Origin of the sequence: Indolivaga capnocytophagoides (assembly GCF_036511535.1) — a bacterium.
Classification (GTDB): domain Bacteria; phylum Bacteroidota; class Bacteroidia; order Bacteroidales; family Dysgonomonadaceae; genus Dysgonomonas_A; species Dysgonomonas_A capnocytophagoides.
This window is the reverse complement of the sequence record NZ_AP028867.1, coordinates 2,059,844-2,077,105: the sequence shown is the minus strand read 5'-3', so window position 1 is coordinate 2,077,105 and position 17,262 is coordinate 2,059,844. Positions and strand designations below refer to the sequence as shown.

Annotated in this window: 17 protein-coding genes; 10 read left to right on the top strand and 7 right to left on the bottom strand. The window is 38.2% G+C overall.

Features of this window, described 5'->3' with window-relative positions; all coding sequences use genetic code 11:
- Positions 1-8 precede the first annotated feature (8 nt).
- The 3 genes from AABJ51_RS08615 to lpdA form a co-directional block, all read right to left on the bottom strand.
- Complete coding sequence (locus AABJ51_RS08615) at positions 9-1,328, bottom strand: dihydrolipoamide acetyltransferase family protein (RefSeq protein ID WP_338375559.1); 1,320 nt, start codon at positions 1,326-1,328, stop codon at positions 9-11.
- 151 nt (positions 1,329-1,479) lie between these two features.
- Positions 1,480-2,247 (bottom strand): lipoate--protein ligase family protein, encoded by a 768-nt coding sequence (locus tag AABJ51_RS08610; RefSeq protein WP_338375557.1) that lies wholly within the window; start codon positions 2,245-2,247, stop codon positions 1,480-1,482.
- Between the two features lie 14 nt (positions 2,248-2,261).
- Positions 2,262-3,611 carry a dihydrolipoyl dehydrogenase gene (lpdA, locus tag AABJ51_RS08605; protein ID WP_026627976.1) on the bottom strand — a complete coding sequence of 450 codons (1,350 nt, stop codon included), beginning with the start codon at positions 3,609-3,611 and terminating at the stop codon, positions 2,262-2,264.
- 361 nt (positions 3,612-3,972) lie between these two features.
- On the opposite strand from lpdA, the gene AABJ51_RS08600 reads away from it, so the two are divergent.
- A complete protein-coding gene (locus tag AABJ51_RS08600; protein ID WP_338375554.1) occupies positions 3,973-5,499 on the top strand; it encodes a S41 family peptidase in 1,527 nt (508 codons plus the stop codon).
- 72 nt (positions 5,500-5,571) lie between these two features.
- Here the strand turns inward: AABJ51_RS08600 and AABJ51_RS08595 are convergent, their stop codons facing one another.
- Positions 5,572-6,108: an HDIG domain-containing metalloprotein gene (locus tag AABJ51_RS08595; RefSeq protein ID WP_026627974.1), complete on the bottom strand. Its 537-nt coding sequence runs from the start codon at positions 6,106-6,108 to the stop codon at positions 5,572-5,574.
- Positions 6,109-6,195: 87 nt separating this feature from the next.
- Between AABJ51_RS08595 and AABJ51_RS08590 the strand changes: the two genes are divergently transcribed.
- From AABJ51_RS08590 to AABJ51_RS08580, 3 genes are all read left to right on the top strand, one after another.
- Positions 6,196-7,356, top strand: a complete 1,161-nt coding sequence (locus AABJ51_RS08590; protein ID WP_338375550.1) for an exo-beta-N-acetylmuramidase NamZ family protein — start codon at positions 6,196-6,198, stop codon at positions 7,354-7,356.
- Between the two features lie 166 nt (positions 7,357-7,522).
- Positions 7,523-8,641 (top strand): zinc ribbon domain-containing protein, encoded by a 1,119-nt coding sequence (locus tag AABJ51_RS08585; RefSeq protein WP_338375548.1) that lies wholly within the window; start codon positions 7,523-7,525, stop codon positions 8,639-8,641.
- A 1-nt stretch (position 8,642) separates the two neighbouring features.
- A complete protein-coding gene (locus AABJ51_RS08580) occupies positions 8,643-9,011 on the top strand; it encodes a nuclear transport factor 2 family protein (protein WP_338375546.1) in 369 nt (122 codons plus the stop codon).
- A gap of 74 nt (positions 9,012-9,085) precedes the next feature.
- Here the strand turns inward: AABJ51_RS08580 and galE are convergent, their stop codons facing one another.
- Both galE and AABJ51_RS08570 read right to left on the bottom strand, forming a co-directional pair.
- Positions 9,086-10,120, bottom strand: a complete 1,035-nt coding sequence (galE, locus tag AABJ51_RS08575; RefSeq protein ID WP_026627970.1) for a UDP-glucose 4-epimerase GalE — start codon at positions 10,118-10,120, stop codon at positions 9,086-9,088.
- Between the two features lie 28 nt (positions 10,121-10,148).
- On the bottom strand, positions 10,149-10,607 hold the full coding sequence (locus tag AABJ51_RS08570) for a GNAT family N-acetyltransferase (RefSeq protein WP_338375543.1): 459 nt from the start codon (positions 10,605-10,607) through the stop codon (positions 10,149-10,151).
- Positions 10,608-10,991: 384 nt separating this feature from the next.
- On the opposite strand from AABJ51_RS08570, the gene AABJ51_RS08565 reads away from it, so the two are divergent.
- The 5 genes from AABJ51_RS08565 to gcvH all read left to right on the top strand — a co-directional run bounded on the left by AABJ51_RS08565 (position 10,992) and on the right by gcvH (position 14,073).
- Positions 10,992-11,420: a ribonuclease P protein component gene (locus AABJ51_RS08565; RefSeq protein WP_026627968.1), complete on the top strand. Its 429-nt coding sequence runs from the start codon at positions 10,992-10,994 to the stop codon at positions 11,418-11,420.
- Positions 11,404-11,634 carry a membrane protein insertion efficiency factor YidD gene (gene yidD / locus AABJ51_RS08560; RefSeq protein ID WP_035332342.1) on the top strand — a complete coding sequence of 77 codons (231 nt, stop codon included), beginning with the start codon at positions 11,404-11,406 and terminating at the stop codon, positions 11,632-11,634. Before AABJ51_RS08565 ends, yidD begins: the two co-directional genes overlap by 17 nt.
- A 111-nt stretch (positions 11,635-11,745) precedes the next feature.
- Positions 11,746-12,597: a deoxyribonuclease IV gene (locus AABJ51_RS08555; RefSeq protein ID WP_026627966.1), complete on the top strand. Its 852-nt coding sequence runs from the start codon at positions 11,746-11,748 to the stop codon at positions 12,595-12,597.
- 93 nt (positions 12,598-12,690) lie between these two features.
- Entirely contained in the window at positions 12,691-13,665 is a 975-nt protein-coding gene (gene lplA, locus AABJ51_RS08550) for a lipoate--protein ligase (RefSeq protein WP_338375540.1), read from the top strand.
- A 27-nt stretch (positions 13,666-13,692) separates the two neighbouring features.
- On the top strand, positions 13,693-14,073 hold the full coding sequence (gene gcvH, locus AABJ51_RS08545) for a glycine cleavage system protein GcvH (RefSeq protein ID WP_338375537.1): 381 nt from the start codon (positions 13,693-13,695) through the stop codon (positions 14,071-14,073).
- A gap of 55 nt (positions 14,074-14,128) precedes the next feature.
- On the opposite strand, the gene AABJ51_RS08540 is transcribed toward gcvH, so the two are convergent.
- Positions 14,129-14,785: a metal-dependent transcriptional regulator gene (locus AABJ51_RS08540; RefSeq protein ID WP_026627963.1), complete on the bottom strand. Its 657-nt coding sequence runs from the start codon at positions 14,783-14,785 to the stop codon at positions 14,129-14,131.
- Positions 14,786-14,960: 175 nt separating this feature from the next.
- Between AABJ51_RS08540 and AABJ51_RS08535 the strand changes: the two genes are divergently transcribed.
- Positions 14,961-17,219: a TonB-dependent receptor gene (locus AABJ51_RS08535; RefSeq protein ID WP_338375534.1), complete on the top strand. Its 2,259-nt coding sequence runs from the start codon at positions 14,961-14,963 to the stop codon at positions 17,217-17,219.
- Positions 17,220-17,262: the final 43 nt, after the last annotated feature.

Sequence of the window (17,262 nt, the reverse complement as noted above, 5' to 3'; positions counted from 1 at the left end):
TAAAAGCCTTAATCTTCCCAATTTTGTAAATATTCGGCAATGCGGTGCAGGAAGTTTCCTCCGAGCATACCGTCTATTACTCTGTGATCGTATGATAATGACAAGTACATTTTATCTCTGATAGCGATAACCGGCCCATCAGGAGTTTCAACTATTGACGGTTTCTTTTCGATGATACCGACTCCCAATATAGCTACCTCGGGTTGGTTTATAATCGGTGTTCCGAATAAGCTCTTGAATGATCCGAAGTTAGTAATCGTAAATGTACCACCCTGAATTTCATCGGGCATCAGTTTATTACGTCTTGCTTTGTCGGCCATTGATGCGATATTGGCTGCCAGTCCGCTTATATTTAACTTGTCTGCATTCTTAACCACGGGTACTATCAGGTTTCCGTCTGGTAGAGATACTGCAAAGCCGACATTGATATATTTCTTTTCGATAATGTTATAACCATCAACCGAAGAGTTTACTCTAGGGAAATCTTTCAATGCTTTAGCAGAGGCTTCTACTATTGCAGGCATGTATGTAAGGCTGATACCTTCTCGTTTTTTGAATGCGTCTTTGTTTTGCTCGCGCCATTTTACCAATTTGGTAACATCCACTTCTATCACATTGGTTACGTGTGGAGAAATCTTCTTGGACGAAACCATACGGTCTGCAATGATTCTGCGGATAGGATCCATAGCAATAACAGTTTCGTTTTCGCCTGCAGAAACCGGAGCAGAAACAGTCTTCGGTGCACTTTCCTGAGCCGGAGCTGGTGCTGCTTTGGGGGCTTGTGGCGCTTCTGCCGGTTGAGTTTTTGGTGCGGGTGCCGGAGCAGGTATACCTGATTTTTTACTTGCGATATACAAATCGATATCCTTTTTGCTCAAACGACCTTCGTAGCCTGTGCCGGGGATGGCATCAAGTTCTTCTTTTCCTATTTTAGCGGTTTTTGCTACTTGAAGTACAACAGGTGAATACCATCTGTCGCCGCTTGATTTGCTTAGCGGTTGATTTGATGCTTCCTGTGCCGGAGCTGCTGCCGGAGTTTCTGTTTTTGTTTCTGCTGCCGGAGCAGATTCTTCTACGTCGCCTTCTCCATCGAGCGAAACTATAGCAACAACAGTACCTACCGCAACGGTGTCTCCTTCGTTGAATAACAATTTCAGAATTTTACCTTCTACCGGAGATGGTATTTCAGCACTTACTTTAGCCGTGTTTACTTCAAATAATATGTCGTCTTCTTCGATATTATCTCCAACCTTAACAGACCAGGAAATAATAGTACCTTCAGTGATACTTTCGCCCAACTTGGGCATTTTTATTTCAAATGTTGCCATAAAATTTATAGTTTTAAGGTCGTCCAGACCTATTTGTTATTTTTTGTAATATGAAATCCTTTTACGGTCTCAGAGCTTTTTATTGACTTTGCAAGCATAAGAGCAAGACTTGATTATGGTTTACAATGTGTCATTAAATACACTCGGTTGCTTAGGGAAACGCCGTTGACTTAGAGACTTGTTTCTCTGCTTTTCCGTGAAAGTTCCATTCTTTAGTTGAATATTTTTTTTCTTTTAAAATGTTGATAGCATCTATATCCGTATCGTTGATCTTGTATATTTTGTTTTGCGGGTTTTCATTCAGAAAATAATTGAAAACGAAATCCTTTAAATAGGCGATATCCATAGGACGATCCAGATTTTCGAGAATATTGGTTACCGGGCTTTTTACTGATTTGACGTAAACTTTCGAATCTTTTATATTTTCGACCTGTTTAGGGTCACTGTCCAAGGTGGTCGTTAAAGTTTTCAAATCAGAAGAGAAGAGCAATGTAGCGTGATACATGACCCTATCTTTGTGGACGCACTGCGCACTTCCCGATATTTTCAAGCCGTTGACATTAATCGTGCGTCTATTGTCTGATTGAGCCTCTATACCGAGGTTTGACAATAAATCTACAGTCCGAGCCGTAAAGCGGTCGAAATCGGCATTGTTGTTTCGCTCTATAAATGTCAGATTAATGTTCCCGAGATCGTGAAATACGCTGCCGCCTCCGGTGAGCCGTCTAACTATTTTTATCTGTTTTTTCTCTACAAAATCAAGATTTACTTCTGCCAGCACATTTTGATATTTACCTATAATGACGGATGGCTCATTTTGCCACAACATAAAAATGTCTTCCGAAAAATTTTTCAGAAGATATTCCTCCATTGCCATGTTGAAATAAGGATCAGTGTATGTGTTGTTGATACAGAGCATATATTTGGTTCTTTTTAAGAGAATAATGTTTCGTGAATGATCTCTCCCACAGTAGGGTGCGGGTAAACATGCTTACGGAATTCTTCTACTGTATCACCGTTCTCGATAGCGATTCCTGCGACGAGTATCAACTCCGATACAGGGTTGCCTAACATGTGGCATCCGATAATCTGCTCATTCGAATTGACGATAATTTTGCATAGTCCGCTTCCTCCTTCGTTTTCAGCTATAAAACGACCCGAATATGACATGGGCAATTTCAATACCCGGAATGCTTCGCCATTGGCTGTAAGCTCTTCTTCTGTTTTGCCTACTCCTGCAATTTCGGGATTGGTATAAACTACTCCGGGTATAGCTTTGTAGCTCATGCGGTCGTCTTCGCCGGCAATATGGTGAATAGCTACCTCTCCTTCGCGTATAGCTGTATGCGCCAACAGAGAGAATCCTGTGATGTCTCCGGCTGCATATACACGGGGATGTGATGTTTGCATGAATTCATTGACTGCAACGCCATTACCCTTCATTGCAATGTTTAGCGTTTCGAGTCCGAGGTCTTTAGTAACAGGACGACGGCCAACACTAACCAATACTTTATCGGCTTCTATTGTTTGAGATTTTCCGTCCTTTTCGACTACTACACCTTTGGCGGTTACTTCGGTAACTTTGGTATTCAGATAAAATTTGACACCTTTCTTGCCATAGTCAGTACGGAGCATTGCAGATGTTTCTTTATCCATAGCTCCAAGTATTTCGGGCATCATCTCGATAATGTGTACCTGAACACCCATGCTGGTGAATATTGAAGCGAATTCCATCCCGATAACACCACCGCCTATGATCGCCAGTGATTTAGGAAGCTCAGTGCTTTCCAGAGCTTCTTTAGAAGTCCAGAATTGAGTATCGGAAAGTCCTTTGATCGGAGGGATAACTGTTTCTGATCCGGTGCATAGCAGTATATATTTTACACTGTAAGTTTTTCCGGCAGCCGAAATTTGGATTTCATCATCTTTTTCACCCAGAATGGTTGCCGTTTCTTTCACTACGGTTACTCCTGCCGATGACAGTTTATAACCGACTCCTCCCGTTAGTGTCTGTACAACTTTGTCTTTGCGCTTGATTATTTTGGGATAATCAGCGGACGGGTTTCCGTTAACCGAAATTCCATACTTATCGGCAGTTTTGAAACTGTCGAATATCTTAGACGAATACAAAAGTGTTTTGGTTGGTATGCAACCCTCATTCAGACAAACACCTCCAAGATACTTTTTCTCGAAGAGTATTGCCTGCAATCCGTTTTCGGCAGCCTTTTCTGCTGCGTTGTATCCGGCGGGGCCTCCTCCAATAATTGCTATATCAAAATCCATGATTTATTTATAAATTTATAGTTGTTTATTATAAGTAACAGTAAGTATTTGGTGACATATTCGGCTGGATAACTTTTTATAGAAATTCGGCTGATAAATCACTAAATAGGTCTGAGACCTTCTAATGATAGTCTTAAAACACTTATATGCTGAAATATGTTTAATAGACTATGTTTATGTGAGATAGAGTTATTGCTATCTGCACTTGAAAGTATCCTATGTTTTTGACGGGCAGAGAGAACAAATGGTCGATGAATTTTTATTTTTTATCGAATAAAGTGTATAGTTCTTGGGTATTTGGTTTTCTTTGTAGAAATTTGTATGGAATAGCTTCATTTATTTCTTAACAACTTTTCTGCTAATGAGAACTAAATTTTTCCTTTTTTTATTTTTAGCTGCGTTCGCTCCTTTGTTTTTTGCTTGCAGCGACGATGATAATAATGACGATGCCAACGTCGATAATCCCGGTGAACAATCGGATAATGCTTATGTAAATAACTGGACTTATGAGAAGATGGACGAATGGTATTTGTGGCGTGACCAGATACCCCAGAAAACATCTCTGAATTTTGAGTCCGATCCCGAAACGTTTTTCAATAGTTTGTTGTATTCTAATGAATGGCCTAAAAATGCGGGTTCTTATTTTTCAAGAATAGAATCTTCTCACGATGATCTGTTGAAAACTGCGTCTTTAGAGTCTTCTACCACAACTGCTTCTATTGGATTTGAGTATATCGCAACTTATACCAATAATACTTATACTGATGTTGCATTTATAGTAACATATGTGTATCCGAAAACCAATGCTGCGGAAAAAGGCTTGAAACGTGGCGATATCATTTTTAAGGTAAACAACCAGACAGTGACGAAGACTAATTACTCTACGATCTTATCGGGGAGTGACAGCTACACTTTCTATATTAATAATTATGCTGATGATAAAGAGTTTAATCTTACCATAACCGCAACTCTTAATTACGAAGAAAATCCGATATTTACTGATAGTATTTATGTTAAGAATGGTCATACGATAGGATATCTGGCTTATAATTCATTTACACCGAAAGATTTGATAAACAGAGAGTACGATGTTGAATTGCTCAATATACTGTCTGATTTCAAATCGAAAGGGGTTACCGATGTCGTGTTAGATCTCCGTTACAATGGTGGTGGATACTTATCCTCTGCTCAAGCATTGGCGAGTGCTTTAGTTCCGACCCTGAACACATCCAATATAATGGATATAATGAACTATAATTCTGTAAAACAAGCAGAATTAGATAAACTATCGGATACAAATGCTACGAAAATCAGTTATATGTATGATTATTTTGTAGATAAGATTTATAGCAGTTCTAATAAACAGTTAGCAACGGTTCCTAATTTGGGGAGTCAGTTGAATAGCTTATATATAATCGGTACAGAACAGACTGCATCGGCAAGCGAATTGATTATAAATGCCTTGAAGCCTTATTATTCGGATGCTTCTAAGACGCTGAAGGTCGTAGGAGAAACCACCGTAGGTAAAAATGTCGGGTCTTTTGCTATTTATGAAGATGATGACGACCGCAATACATATGTCTTATGGCCTATCAGTTTTAAAATATATAATAAAAATAAAGAGTCGGATTATTCCAATGGTTTCACACCGGATATAGTTGTTGATGAATTTGACTACCTGACAGTGAAAAATGTCGGTTGGAAAGAATTGGGAGATACCGATGAAGCTTTATTCAGTGCAGCTATTGCCGATATGACCGGAGTTCAAGCCCATTCGGCTGTATTACGTTCTTCTCCTGCTCTTAATTTAAAAGTATTAGGTTCTTCGAATGATAAAAAAGTGTTGAATAAGAAACTGATACATCTGAAAAATATAGACTCTCTTTGAGTCTGATTCAGAGCATGTATAAAAGGAAGCGCCTGTCTTTATTAAAGACAGGCGCTTCCTTCGTAATTTATTTTATAAGAAAAGATTGCACCATTGGTCGAATTGGTTTACTGAGCGTTCACCGAATCGGGCAAGCTTATATCGTATTTTTTCAACAGATTTTTCCTGTCCCAGATGTGTTTTAGAGAAGAAGCAGTCTGCAAAACAAATAACCTGCTCTTCGATGCTTATAGGCATCATATCCCGATGAGGTACCGGTAGATTTTGATCTATAATCTCCTGTAATTGAAGACCTGCTCCTGTATGACGTTCACAAACAAGAGCATGTTTCGGAAAACCCTCCTTTTGCAATAATTCACTACCCAGATATCCGTGTGCCATATAGGGGTATTCGCCATGGCAATCAATAGAAGGCGCATTCGTTTTGAATATACCAATATCGTGCAGCATTCCGGCTTCTCTTACAAACTGGATGTTGATATTTAATTCGGGATGGTTGCGGGCTATATCCAAAGCCTTTTTGGTAACATCCGAGCTGTGATTAATAAGGATGTTATAAAGATTCGAATTCTGTTCGTAGTATTTGTTAATTATATCTATCGGGTTCATTTTTGTCTTTATTCTATGATCTTAAGCTAAATCATAATGTATTATAATATAATAACATTTATCTTTACAAGGTAAATAACGGATTCTATGAAAAAAGGTTTTCTTTTGTCGCTTGTTTTTTTATTACTCGCTTTCCAAATTCAGGCAGTGAGCAATATTAAGGTCGGAGCCGACCGCTTCGATAAACTTTTACCTCTGATAAATAATAAACGCGTAGCTCTGGTTGTAAATCATACCAGCTGCCTGTCGAGCGGTACACATTTATTGGACGCATTGATATCCGAAAGTGTAAATGTAACTAAAATTTTTGCGCCTGAGCATGGATTCAGAGGAAATGCAGATGCGGGCGAGCTAATTGTCAACGGAAAAGATCCGAAGACTGGTCTGCCTGTTACCTCTCTGTATGGTCGAACTAAAAAACCGACTTCTGAAATGTTACAGGATGTGGATGTGGTAATTTTTGATATACAAGATGTCGGAGCTCGTTTTTATACATACATCAGCACAATGCACTATGTGATGGAAGCATGCGCTGAGAATAATAAGCCCTTGATTGTTCTGGATAGGCCTAATCCCCATGATTATATTGACGGCCCCGTGTTGAAATCTGCCTATAAATCGTTTGTAGGAATGCACCCTATTCCAGTATTACATGGACTGACTATCGGGGAATTAGCCGGGATGATTAACGGAGAAGGATGGCTTTCGGGTTCGAAAAAATGTGATCTGACAGTAATAAAGGCAGAGGGCTGGAAGCACCGTGATAAATATTCGTTACCCATAAAACCCTCACCGAATCTTCCAAATGATCAATCAATAAGTTTATATGCATCGTTGTGTTTTTTTGAGGCTACAAATGTAAGTGTAGGGCGTGGAACATATTATCCTTTTCAGGTAATCGGTTATCCCGATTCACGTTTCGGATCGTTCACCTTCACTCCTGTAGCTCTTGAGGGATTTGATAAAAATCCTTTGCAAAAAGACAAGATTTGTTATGGTATTGACCTGCGGAACGAGAAATTTGATCAGGGATTGACCCTGAAGTACCTGATACAGTTTTATAAAAAATCGGGGCAGGGAACTAAATTCTTCAAATCTCCTAAATTTATGAATATGCTGGCCGGATCGGATCAGTTGCAACGACAAATTGTATCGGGGATGTCTGAGTCTGCCATCCGTAAAACTTGGGCAGGTGATTTGATGTTATATAAGAATAAGAGAAAAAAATATCTTCTTTATGAAGACTAAGGCTATAAGCCTTTCGTGATGTTAATAAGTAACAGAAAATATTAGTGATATATTTAAAAACAATAACTGGCTGATGCTGTTATGTTTGTGAAGTTAATAGATAGGTCTGAGACCTCAAAAGAAACAACGAGACTGTTATAGATTGTCAGGTAAAATATAAAAAGAGATGAGTGAAGTAAGATATTGCCCCCTTTGTGGCAAGCCGATAAATGATAATGAGGATTTTTGCGAAGATTGTCATGACCATATGGAACATCAGTATGCAACTGATTTTCTCGAAGCTACTCCGGCGCCGTTGTATGATATAACCAAAGATTATAAACCCGAGGAAGAAGATCTTGAGGAGGAAGACGATACTGAATTCGAAAAGGATGAAGAAAGGCCTCTTATAGAACCAAAGAAAAAGAAAGGTCTCTCGAAGAGAGTAATTTATCTTATAATTCTATGTCTTGTTTTGGTGGCGGCTGGTGTTTTTGTCGGGATAAAGATGTTTCAGCAAAAGCAATTTGAAGAACAAGAATTGAAGTTCTGGAATAGTTGTGTGGAAGAAAATACTCCCGTGGCTTACTCTAAATATCTGGTCACATATCAGCATGGAAAGTTTGCAGAGGAGGCTAATAAACGTATTCGGGATATTCGGAAAGCAGAAGCTGATACTTGGGAGAAATTAAAAAAATCGTCTGATATCAATGCTTTTTATACTTATGTAAGCGAAAATCCAAAGACTCCATATATGTCTCAGATAAGGAATATAATGGATTCGTTGTCATGGCTATCTACGGTAAAGGATAATACTGCTGATGCTTATAAAGCTTATCTGGAGAATGTTAAACTGGAAAATGTTTCGGGACAGCATGTCGAAGAAGCAAAAGAACATTATGCTTATCTGTCTTCTATTTCTGTAGTAGAGGGTGCTGCTTTGGCTAATGTGAAACTCAGTATCAATGATTTTTACAAGAAACTGTCTCAGAACAATCAAAAAGACCTTTTGAAAGAATTTGCTTCTTCCGTATTTTATTATACACAGCAAATGACTTCTACTGATGTTGTAGCCCAGATTACAAAAGAGAGAAAAGATAATAAGATCAAAAAGGTGACTTATACGCCTGTTGAAGAGTCTATTTATGCAAAAAAAGATAACAAAGGTAGTTTTTTTATAGAGTTGGCTGTCAAATCGGAAACTTCTTACAATATAAGAAAGAAGAAAGACGAAACTCATACATCCAATCTTGTGATGGAGCTCGACTCTACAAGGTTGGTTAGATCTATAAAAGTAAAGGGATGATATGACCGTAGAGAAAGAAATTGTCGATAGCGAAGAATTATTGATTCATGCAATGAAAAATGCCGATGTGAATGTCTTGGATAATCTGATTTCGGATAATCTTATCTTTAATGCCCCAACGGGAGAGATTATAACCAAGGATATGGATTTATCGACTTATCGTTCCGGAAATATGGTTTTGGATAATCTCGATTGTCTTAGCCGTGAGATTCGTGTCTTTGATGATGTGGTTGTAGTTTCGGCAAAAGTATTCATGAAAGGGGCTTTTTTTCAACAGCCGATTGAGGGTGAAGTCCGTTTTCTTCGTACATGGAAAAAGTTTTCCGGGCGATGGATGGTCATTGCCGGATCGAGTGTATTTATTCATTGAATCGATTAATACTATAATAAAAAAGGGAGTCTTTCGTCGACGAAAGACTCCCTTTTTTATTATAGTTAGTGACCTTACATTATACCTCTTTCACGAAGTTTTTCCTGCCATTTCCAGGCAGAAGCCATAGTGTCGGATATAGGAGTCTGAGCAGTCCAGCCTAATACTTTATTGGCTTTCTCCGGATCAGCCCATATCTTAACGATGTCTCCTTCGCGGCGTCCGACAATTTTATAGTTCAGTTTTACGCCGGTAACTTTTTCGAAGACATTAATCAGTTCCAAAACAGATAAACCTGTTCCGGTTCCTAAGTTAAATATCTCTACTTTGTCGTTCGATTTATCCTGTAGCATTCTGTCCATCGCTACAACGTGAGCTTTAGCCAGATCCACCACATTGATAAAGTCACGTACGCATGATCCGTCAGGAGTTTCGTAATCGTCGCCGAATACACTTAATTCTTTACGGATACCCATTGCAGTCTGTGTGATAAAAGGAACCAGATTTTGAGGTACTCCATTAGGCAATTCACCTATTTCTGCAGAAGGATGAGCTCCTACCGGATTGAAATAGCGAAGGATAATGCTTTTGATATTTGCTCCTGATCTGATGAAGTCCTGAATGATTTCTTCATTAATCTGTTTCGTGTTTCCATAAGGAGAAGCAGCAGGTTTGATCGGTGCGGTTTCGTCAATAGGATTAACATCTGGCTCTCCGTATACAGTACATGATGATGAGAATACAATGCCTTTTACATTAAATTCGGGCATCAATTCAAGTAAATTGATAAGTGAAACCAGATTGTTTTTGTAATATAACAGCGGTTTCTGCACCGACTCTCCGACAGCCTTGCTTGCTGCAAAATGGATAATTCCGTTGATCGGTGCATATTTAGTGAATACATTTTTCATTGCGTCCGAGTCATTGCAGTCTACTTCTTCGAAGGCAGGGCGGATACCTGTTATACGCTCTATACCATCAATGCTGTCGGCTGTCGAATTAGACAAGTTATCTACTACTACCACATCGTATCCGGCATTTTGAAGTTCAACCACTGTATGTGAACCTATATATCCGGCTCCTCCCGTAACTAAAATTTTTTGTTTCATTGCAGTACTTTATTAGTATGATTATTTTTTATCTTTCCATTCTTATATGCGGAATATCGTCTTCAAGATATGGTTCGCTTATCTGTACAAAACCATGGTTTTCGTAAAATGTTTTCAGATATTGTTGAGCTGATATCGTTAGAAGGGTTTCTCCTAGTACGGTTTTCTGTAATTCTATAGCTTTATCCATCAATATGTGCCCGTATCCATATCTTCGGCAGTCGGCAGGAACGACTACACGTCCTATGCTGGCGTTTTCGAAATAGTCGCCCTTAGCGAACAAACGGCAGTAGGCAATTAATCTGTCATTAATATATCCTTGCAGGTGTAAAGCCTTCTGATCTTTAAAATCAGGATCGAGATATGGGCATACTTGTTCTAAAACGAACACATCGGATCTTAGATGAAGTATTTTATACAATTTATGTATATCTAGTTCATCGAATTTGTCGATTACCCATCTTATAGAATTTCCATCGTGGGACATTAGCATTATGTTAAAGCGAACTGCAAATTTATATTATTTTTTTTATTCGTACGTCTACATATCGGTCAATTTTAAGCAGATTTGTGTTATAGACTGAATTTAATGGAGTACGGGATGATACGAGCAGACTGTAATGTAAATTTTATCTAGGGAGCCAGCCCCTTTTGTCTTTTTTTATCTATCGTAAAAGCGTTCTTTGAATGGTTGGTATCTGATGAGACAATTTGAAAATATGCCAATAAGGTAACAATGAGAAAAGTGTATTTTCAGTGTAACCTTTGTCACCTTTTCTTATTTATCTTTTCGGAAAATATCGGAAAGCCCTATAACCTTAAAACAGAAAAGAGTATCTTTGTTATATTAATAAGTTACAGCAAGTATTTGATGATGAACTCCGGAAAACCTATATATACATTGACGAAAGACGAACGGATATATGCGCAAAAACGTATTGATGTACTTTTTGCAGGAAGTGAATCTTTCATCGCTTATCCGTTGAGGATTGTATTCTCTCGGCGTGAACCGGAGGAGGGTAAGCCTCTTGCTGCGATGCTGGTGAGTGTATCGAAAAAACGATTCAAGCGAGCTAATAAACGTAATAGTGTGAAACGGATGGTGAGGGAAGTTTTTCGTTTGCATAAACATCGCTTTGCGGATGTTTCTGCGACAGCCGGAATATCTTTAGATGTTGCGTTCCTTTACCTGAAAGACGAACTTCCGTCTTTCGCGGAAATAGAAAAGTCGATGCTGAAAACGATAAATGTATTAACCGATAAATTGACGAAGAAGGATCCGGATGAAGGTAATTCGTAAAATATTATCAGCTATTGTATTGGGGTTGGTTTACTTTTACCGGTATTCTATCTCTCCTTTGAAGCCTCCTACATGCAGGTATAGTCCTACATGTTCGGAATATGCGATACAAGCTGTGAAAAAATACGGACCGTTTAAAGGAACGTGGCTCGCTATAAAGCGCATCGGCAGATGTCATCCGTGGGGAGGTCATGGATTTGATCCGGTTCCTTGAAGTAAAAGAACATAAACAAAAATTATATTATATAGAGACTTATTGATGATGTAGTCTCGCAGAAATAACCTTACCTTTATAATCGAAGAAAGAAAAACAAACAAATAACTTATGCTTAATATAGGATGTCACTTGTCGTTGTCGAAAGGATACGAAGCGATGGGTAAAGATGCTCTTAAGATAGGAGCCAATACATTTCAGTTTTTTACACGTAATCCTCGTGGCGGAAGTGCCAAAGAGATAGACCCGAAGGATGCCGATGCTTTGGCTGTATTAGTGAAGGCTAATAATTTTGCTCCATTGTTGGCGCATGCTCCGTATACGATGAATTTGTGTTCGGCAAAACCCGAAACTCGTCAGTTTGCCAAAGAAATGATGGCTGACGATTTGGCTCGTATGGAAATTTTGCCTTGTCATTTGTATAATTTTCATCCAGGCAGTTACACTACACAAGAGATCGATGTGGCTATCGGTCAGATTATAGATGCATTGAATGAGGTAATCAAGCCCGATCAGACTACGATAGTTTTACTAGAAACTATGGCAGGCAAAGGCAGCGAAGTTGGTCGTACATTCGAAGAATTACGTCAGATTATCGATGGTGTTAAACTTCAGGATAAGATGGGTGTCTGCTTAGATACCTGCCATGTATACGATGCAGGTTATGATATTGTGAATGATCTGGATGGTGTGATCGATCATTTTGACAAGGTCGTAGGGCTGGATAGGTTAAAAGCAATTCACCTCAACGACAGCATGAATCCGATGAACAGCCACAAAGACCGTCATCAAAAAATAGGAGAGGGAAGTTTAGGTTTAGAAACATTCCGTAAGGTGATTAATCACCCGAAACTACGTCATTTGCCGTTTAATCTGGAGACACCCAACGAGCTCGACGGATATCAAAAAGAGATAGAGTTGTTGCGCAGCGAGTATGTTGAAACAGTAGCACAGCTTGTTTGATAAAAGTTGTATAATGCACAAACAATTGCCCCCGAAAGTTTGTTCTCTAGGGGAAATTAAATAGGTCTGTGACATAAAAAAACAAAATACATTATGATATATATAGCTCTGCCTGATGATAAAGTCAGAAGGCTTTCTTTTTATCTGGCAATGGAAGAATATATTGCCCATAATATAGATGAGGACGAATGTTTCTATATGTGGCAAGTGAACCCAACTGTGATCTTTGGTCGCAATCAGTTGATGGAAAATGAGGTGAATCTCGATTATGTTCGTGCCAACGGGATAGAAACCTATCGCCGGAAATCGGGTGGGGGATGTGTCTATGCCGACTTTAGTAACATCATGTTTTCATACATAACTAAAGACCGAAATGTGAGTTTTACTTTTCTCAGTTATCTGCAACGGGTGGCTTTAACTCTGCAAAAACTGGGAGTTAATGCTATTGCTTCGGGTAGAAACGATATTACGGTTGATGAGAAAAAAGTTTCGGGTAATGCTTTTTACCGAACATCCGAAAAAAGTATTGTGCATGGAACCATGCTGTTCAACACCGATTTGGAAAAATTGGTGTTGTCTATTACCCCCAATGATAAAAAACTGATCAGTAAAGGTGTGGAGTCGGTTCGCAAGCGAGTGACTAATCTTTCCGAATATTTAGATATAGATATAGAGGAGTTCAAACGTTTTGTGCGTACACATCTTTGCGATAGCGAGCGTACTCTTACTTACGAAGAGGTAGCAAAAATTGAAGAGATAGAAAAAGAATATCTCAGCGAAGAGTTTATCTACGGGAACAATCCTCGCTATACCGTGGTAAAGCACAGTTATGGTGATGCAGGAGATATTCAGGTACGATTGGAACTGAAGAATAATGTAATAAAAGACATAAATATTGTAGGTGACTATTTTTTGGTCGGCGATATAGATGTGCTATTCAAAATGCTGCATAATGTAGATTATGATCGTGAAACGATTGAATCTCTGTTGAAGGATGTGAAAATGGAAGACTATATCTTTAATTTGGATAAGTCTCGTTTTATAGATATCCTCTTTCAAGAAGAATAAAACTTAAAACAAAATATACAAAAAAATATGGCAAAAGTAGTAGAAGGACTCTTGTATACAAAGTCACACGAGTGGGTGAAAATTGAAGGCGAATTTGCTTTTATCGGACTTACCGAAGTAGGGCAGCATGAGTTGGGTAATATCGTATATATCGATCTGCCCGAAGTAGACGAAGATGTTTCGTTAGGTAATGAATACGGTGCTGTAGAAAGCTCTAAAGCAACTAGCGATTTATTATCTCCTGTTTCAGGAAAAGTGGTGGAAGTAAATAATTCATTATCGGATACCCCTGATAAATTGAATCATAATCCGTTCGATAGCTGGATTATTAAAGTAAAATTATCTGATAAGAGCCAACTGGATAAGTTACTCGATAGTAAAGCATATAAAGAATTGATAGAGAAATAGAATCTCAATTCTCAAAAAATCAAAGTGCCTTTCGATTAGGGCACTTTTTTATTTATTACTGCTTTATAACAAGAAGTCTGTCACAAACAAACTTACTTAGCACCTCATTTTTATTGCCATTGTAGCTGACCGTCATGCTGCCGTCAAATGTTTCTATAGCATCAATTGTTATTTCGATATTTAACATCAAATGCCGTTTAGTTAAGAATTGAAGAAACTCCGCATTGGAATCTATTACAGCCGAAAATACAGCTTTATCATTGACCTTGCAATCGCTTAGTTTCAGGTAATTTGTAAGTGCTATATTACCATTTTTGTCGGGTATAGGCGATCCATGTGGATCGGCAACAGGATGGTTCAGTAGTTCGTCTATTTTATCGAAAAATATAGGCGATTTAATATGTTCTATTTGTTCGGCTATCTCATGTACGTGTTCCCATCCGAATTCCATTTTTTCGAACAAAAACATTTCTACAAGTCTATGCTTTCTTAAAATTAATGCAGCTTGTCTGCGTCCTTCTTCCGTTAGGGTTATAGGTTTGTAGCTTTCGTAGTGAACCAGACCTTTTTCTGCAAACTTTTTTATCATACTATTTACAGTCGACATCTTTATATTGAGCAATTTACTCAATTCATTTGCAGTTGCTTCACCTGTTTTATCTTCTAAATGAAGCAATGTCTTTAAATAGTTCTCCTCTGTTGACGATATCATTTTGCAAATATACCAAAAAATGAAATCTGTCAGAGTAAATATTATTCAAATAAATTTGTTAGATTGATCTAACTTTGTATTTTTGTGATTCTAATAAATGCTTTCAGTTTATAACGGTCTTTGGTCGTTACTCTTACCAAAGTAATAAAAAGGTCTTAGACCTTAAGTTTGAATTATGAAATATATATTGTTTATAGTTTTAGGTATTAGTTTGATTGTACAGGAAGGATTCTCTCAGAATGTAGTAAAGGGCTTTGTCAGAAATAACGGCGAGCCTCTTGATTTTGCTTCAGTAAATATTCCGAAATTAAATGTCGGGACAACCACCGATTCAACAGGATATTTCGAAATACGAAAGATTCCTTCCGGTACATATCAGTTACAGGTTAGCAGTTTAGGTTATAAAACCTATAAAGGGAGTGTTGCTGTAAAAAATGCATCCTTAGAGGTGCTCAATATCGAGCTTTTATCCGATGATAGCTCATTATCGGAGGTTGTGGTAACAGGTACTATGCGCCCTGTGAGCCGATTGAATAGCCCTATCCCGGTTGAAGTGGTTACTCCTGTTCTTTTCCACAAAAATCCGGCACCTTCTTTATTCGAATCAATAGGGATGGTGAATGGGGTAAGACCTCAAATCAATTGCAATGTATGTAATACGGGCGATATTCATATAAACGGCATGGAAGGTCCTTATACTATGATATTGATAGATGGTATGCCCATCGTAAGTGCCTTATCTACGGTATATGGTTTGAATGGCATTCCTAATAGTCTGATCGAGCGGGTAGAGGTTGTAAAAGGTCCTGCATCGTCATTATACGGATCGGAAGCTATGGGAGGGATAATAAATGTTATAACTAAAAATCCAGAGAATGCGCCTCTGGTTAGTTTCGATGCTTTCGGCACATCTTGGAACGAATATAATGTAGATGGTTCTCTTAAACTAAATATGGGTGATAAGGTATCTACCTTATTGGGTGTAAACTATTTTAATTATAATGACAAGAAAGACAAGAATCACGATAATTTTACGGATGTAACTTTACAGAACCGTATCTCGATCTTTAATAAATGGAATTTCAAGCGTGATGATAACAAGATCGCTAATATCGGGGCTCGTTATGTGTATGAAGATCGCTGGGGGGGACAGATGAACTGGGATAAAAGTTGGAGAGGCAGCGATTCTATCTATGCCGAAAGTGTGTATACTAATCGGGTAGAGTTGTTCGGGGCATATCAACTGCCTACTGCCGAAAATATATATACTCAGTATTCATATAATTGGCACGAGCAGAATTCGTGGTACGGTAATACTCCTTATATGGCAAAACAGCAAGTATATTTTGTACAGGCATATTGGGATAAGCCATTAGGTGAGAAAAATAATTTACTGTTAGGGGCTTCGTACCGCTACAATTATTATGACGATAATACTCCCGCTACGATGTCGAGTGATGGAACTAAAAATAAACCCAACAAAACACCACTTCCGGGTGTTTTTATACAGGACGAATGGCATATTAATGGTAAAAATACCTTATTGGGAGGTTATAGGTATGATTATGACAAAAATCACGGAAGTGTACACTCTCCCCGTTTTGCATATCGTTTTTCCCCGAATAGTAATAATACCCTGAGAGCTAGTTTTGGTACAGGATTCAGAGTCGTTAATTTATTTACGGAAGATCATGCTGCTCTTACCGGAGCAAGAGAGGTTGTTATAAAAGAAAACTTAAAACCCGAAAGGTCGTATAATGCCAACCTCAATTATGTATTGAAAGTGAATACTGATAATTTTTATGTGGGGTTTGATATGACAGGCTTTTATTCGTATTTTACAAATAAAATAATAGGTGATTTTGATACTGATCCTAAAAAAATTATTTATTCGAATCTTGATGGGCATGCAATTTCACAGGGTGCTTCGTTGAATATGGATTTTGTATTCAATATTCCCTTGAAGATATCTTTGGGTGTGACTTACGAGGATGTATTTTCGAAAGAAAAGGATGAAAACGGGGCGATGGAACGTATTCAGCAGTTGCATGCACCCAAATGGGGCGGTACATATACTGTGGATTATGATTTACCAAAGGACTTTTCTGTCAACTTTACAGGAACCTGGACAGGGCCGATGCGCCTGCCTATCGAACCGAATGATTACCGTCCGGAGTATTCTCCCTGGTTTACTTTGGCTAATATACAAGTAAGAAAGGCTTTTAAAGGATCAGGATTCGAAGTATATGGAGGTGTGAAGAATATTTTTAACTTTAGACCAAAGTATTCTTTAATACGTGCTGAAGATCCATTCGATAAGAATGTTGATGATCCTATTAATAACCCATATGGATATACTTTTGATACCAGTTATAATTATGCTCCTCTGCAAGGAACAAAATTATTCTTGGGGGTAAGGTATAATTTGTGGTAAGAATGATTTTATCTATAAGTAAAATAGTTATAAGTAACAAGTT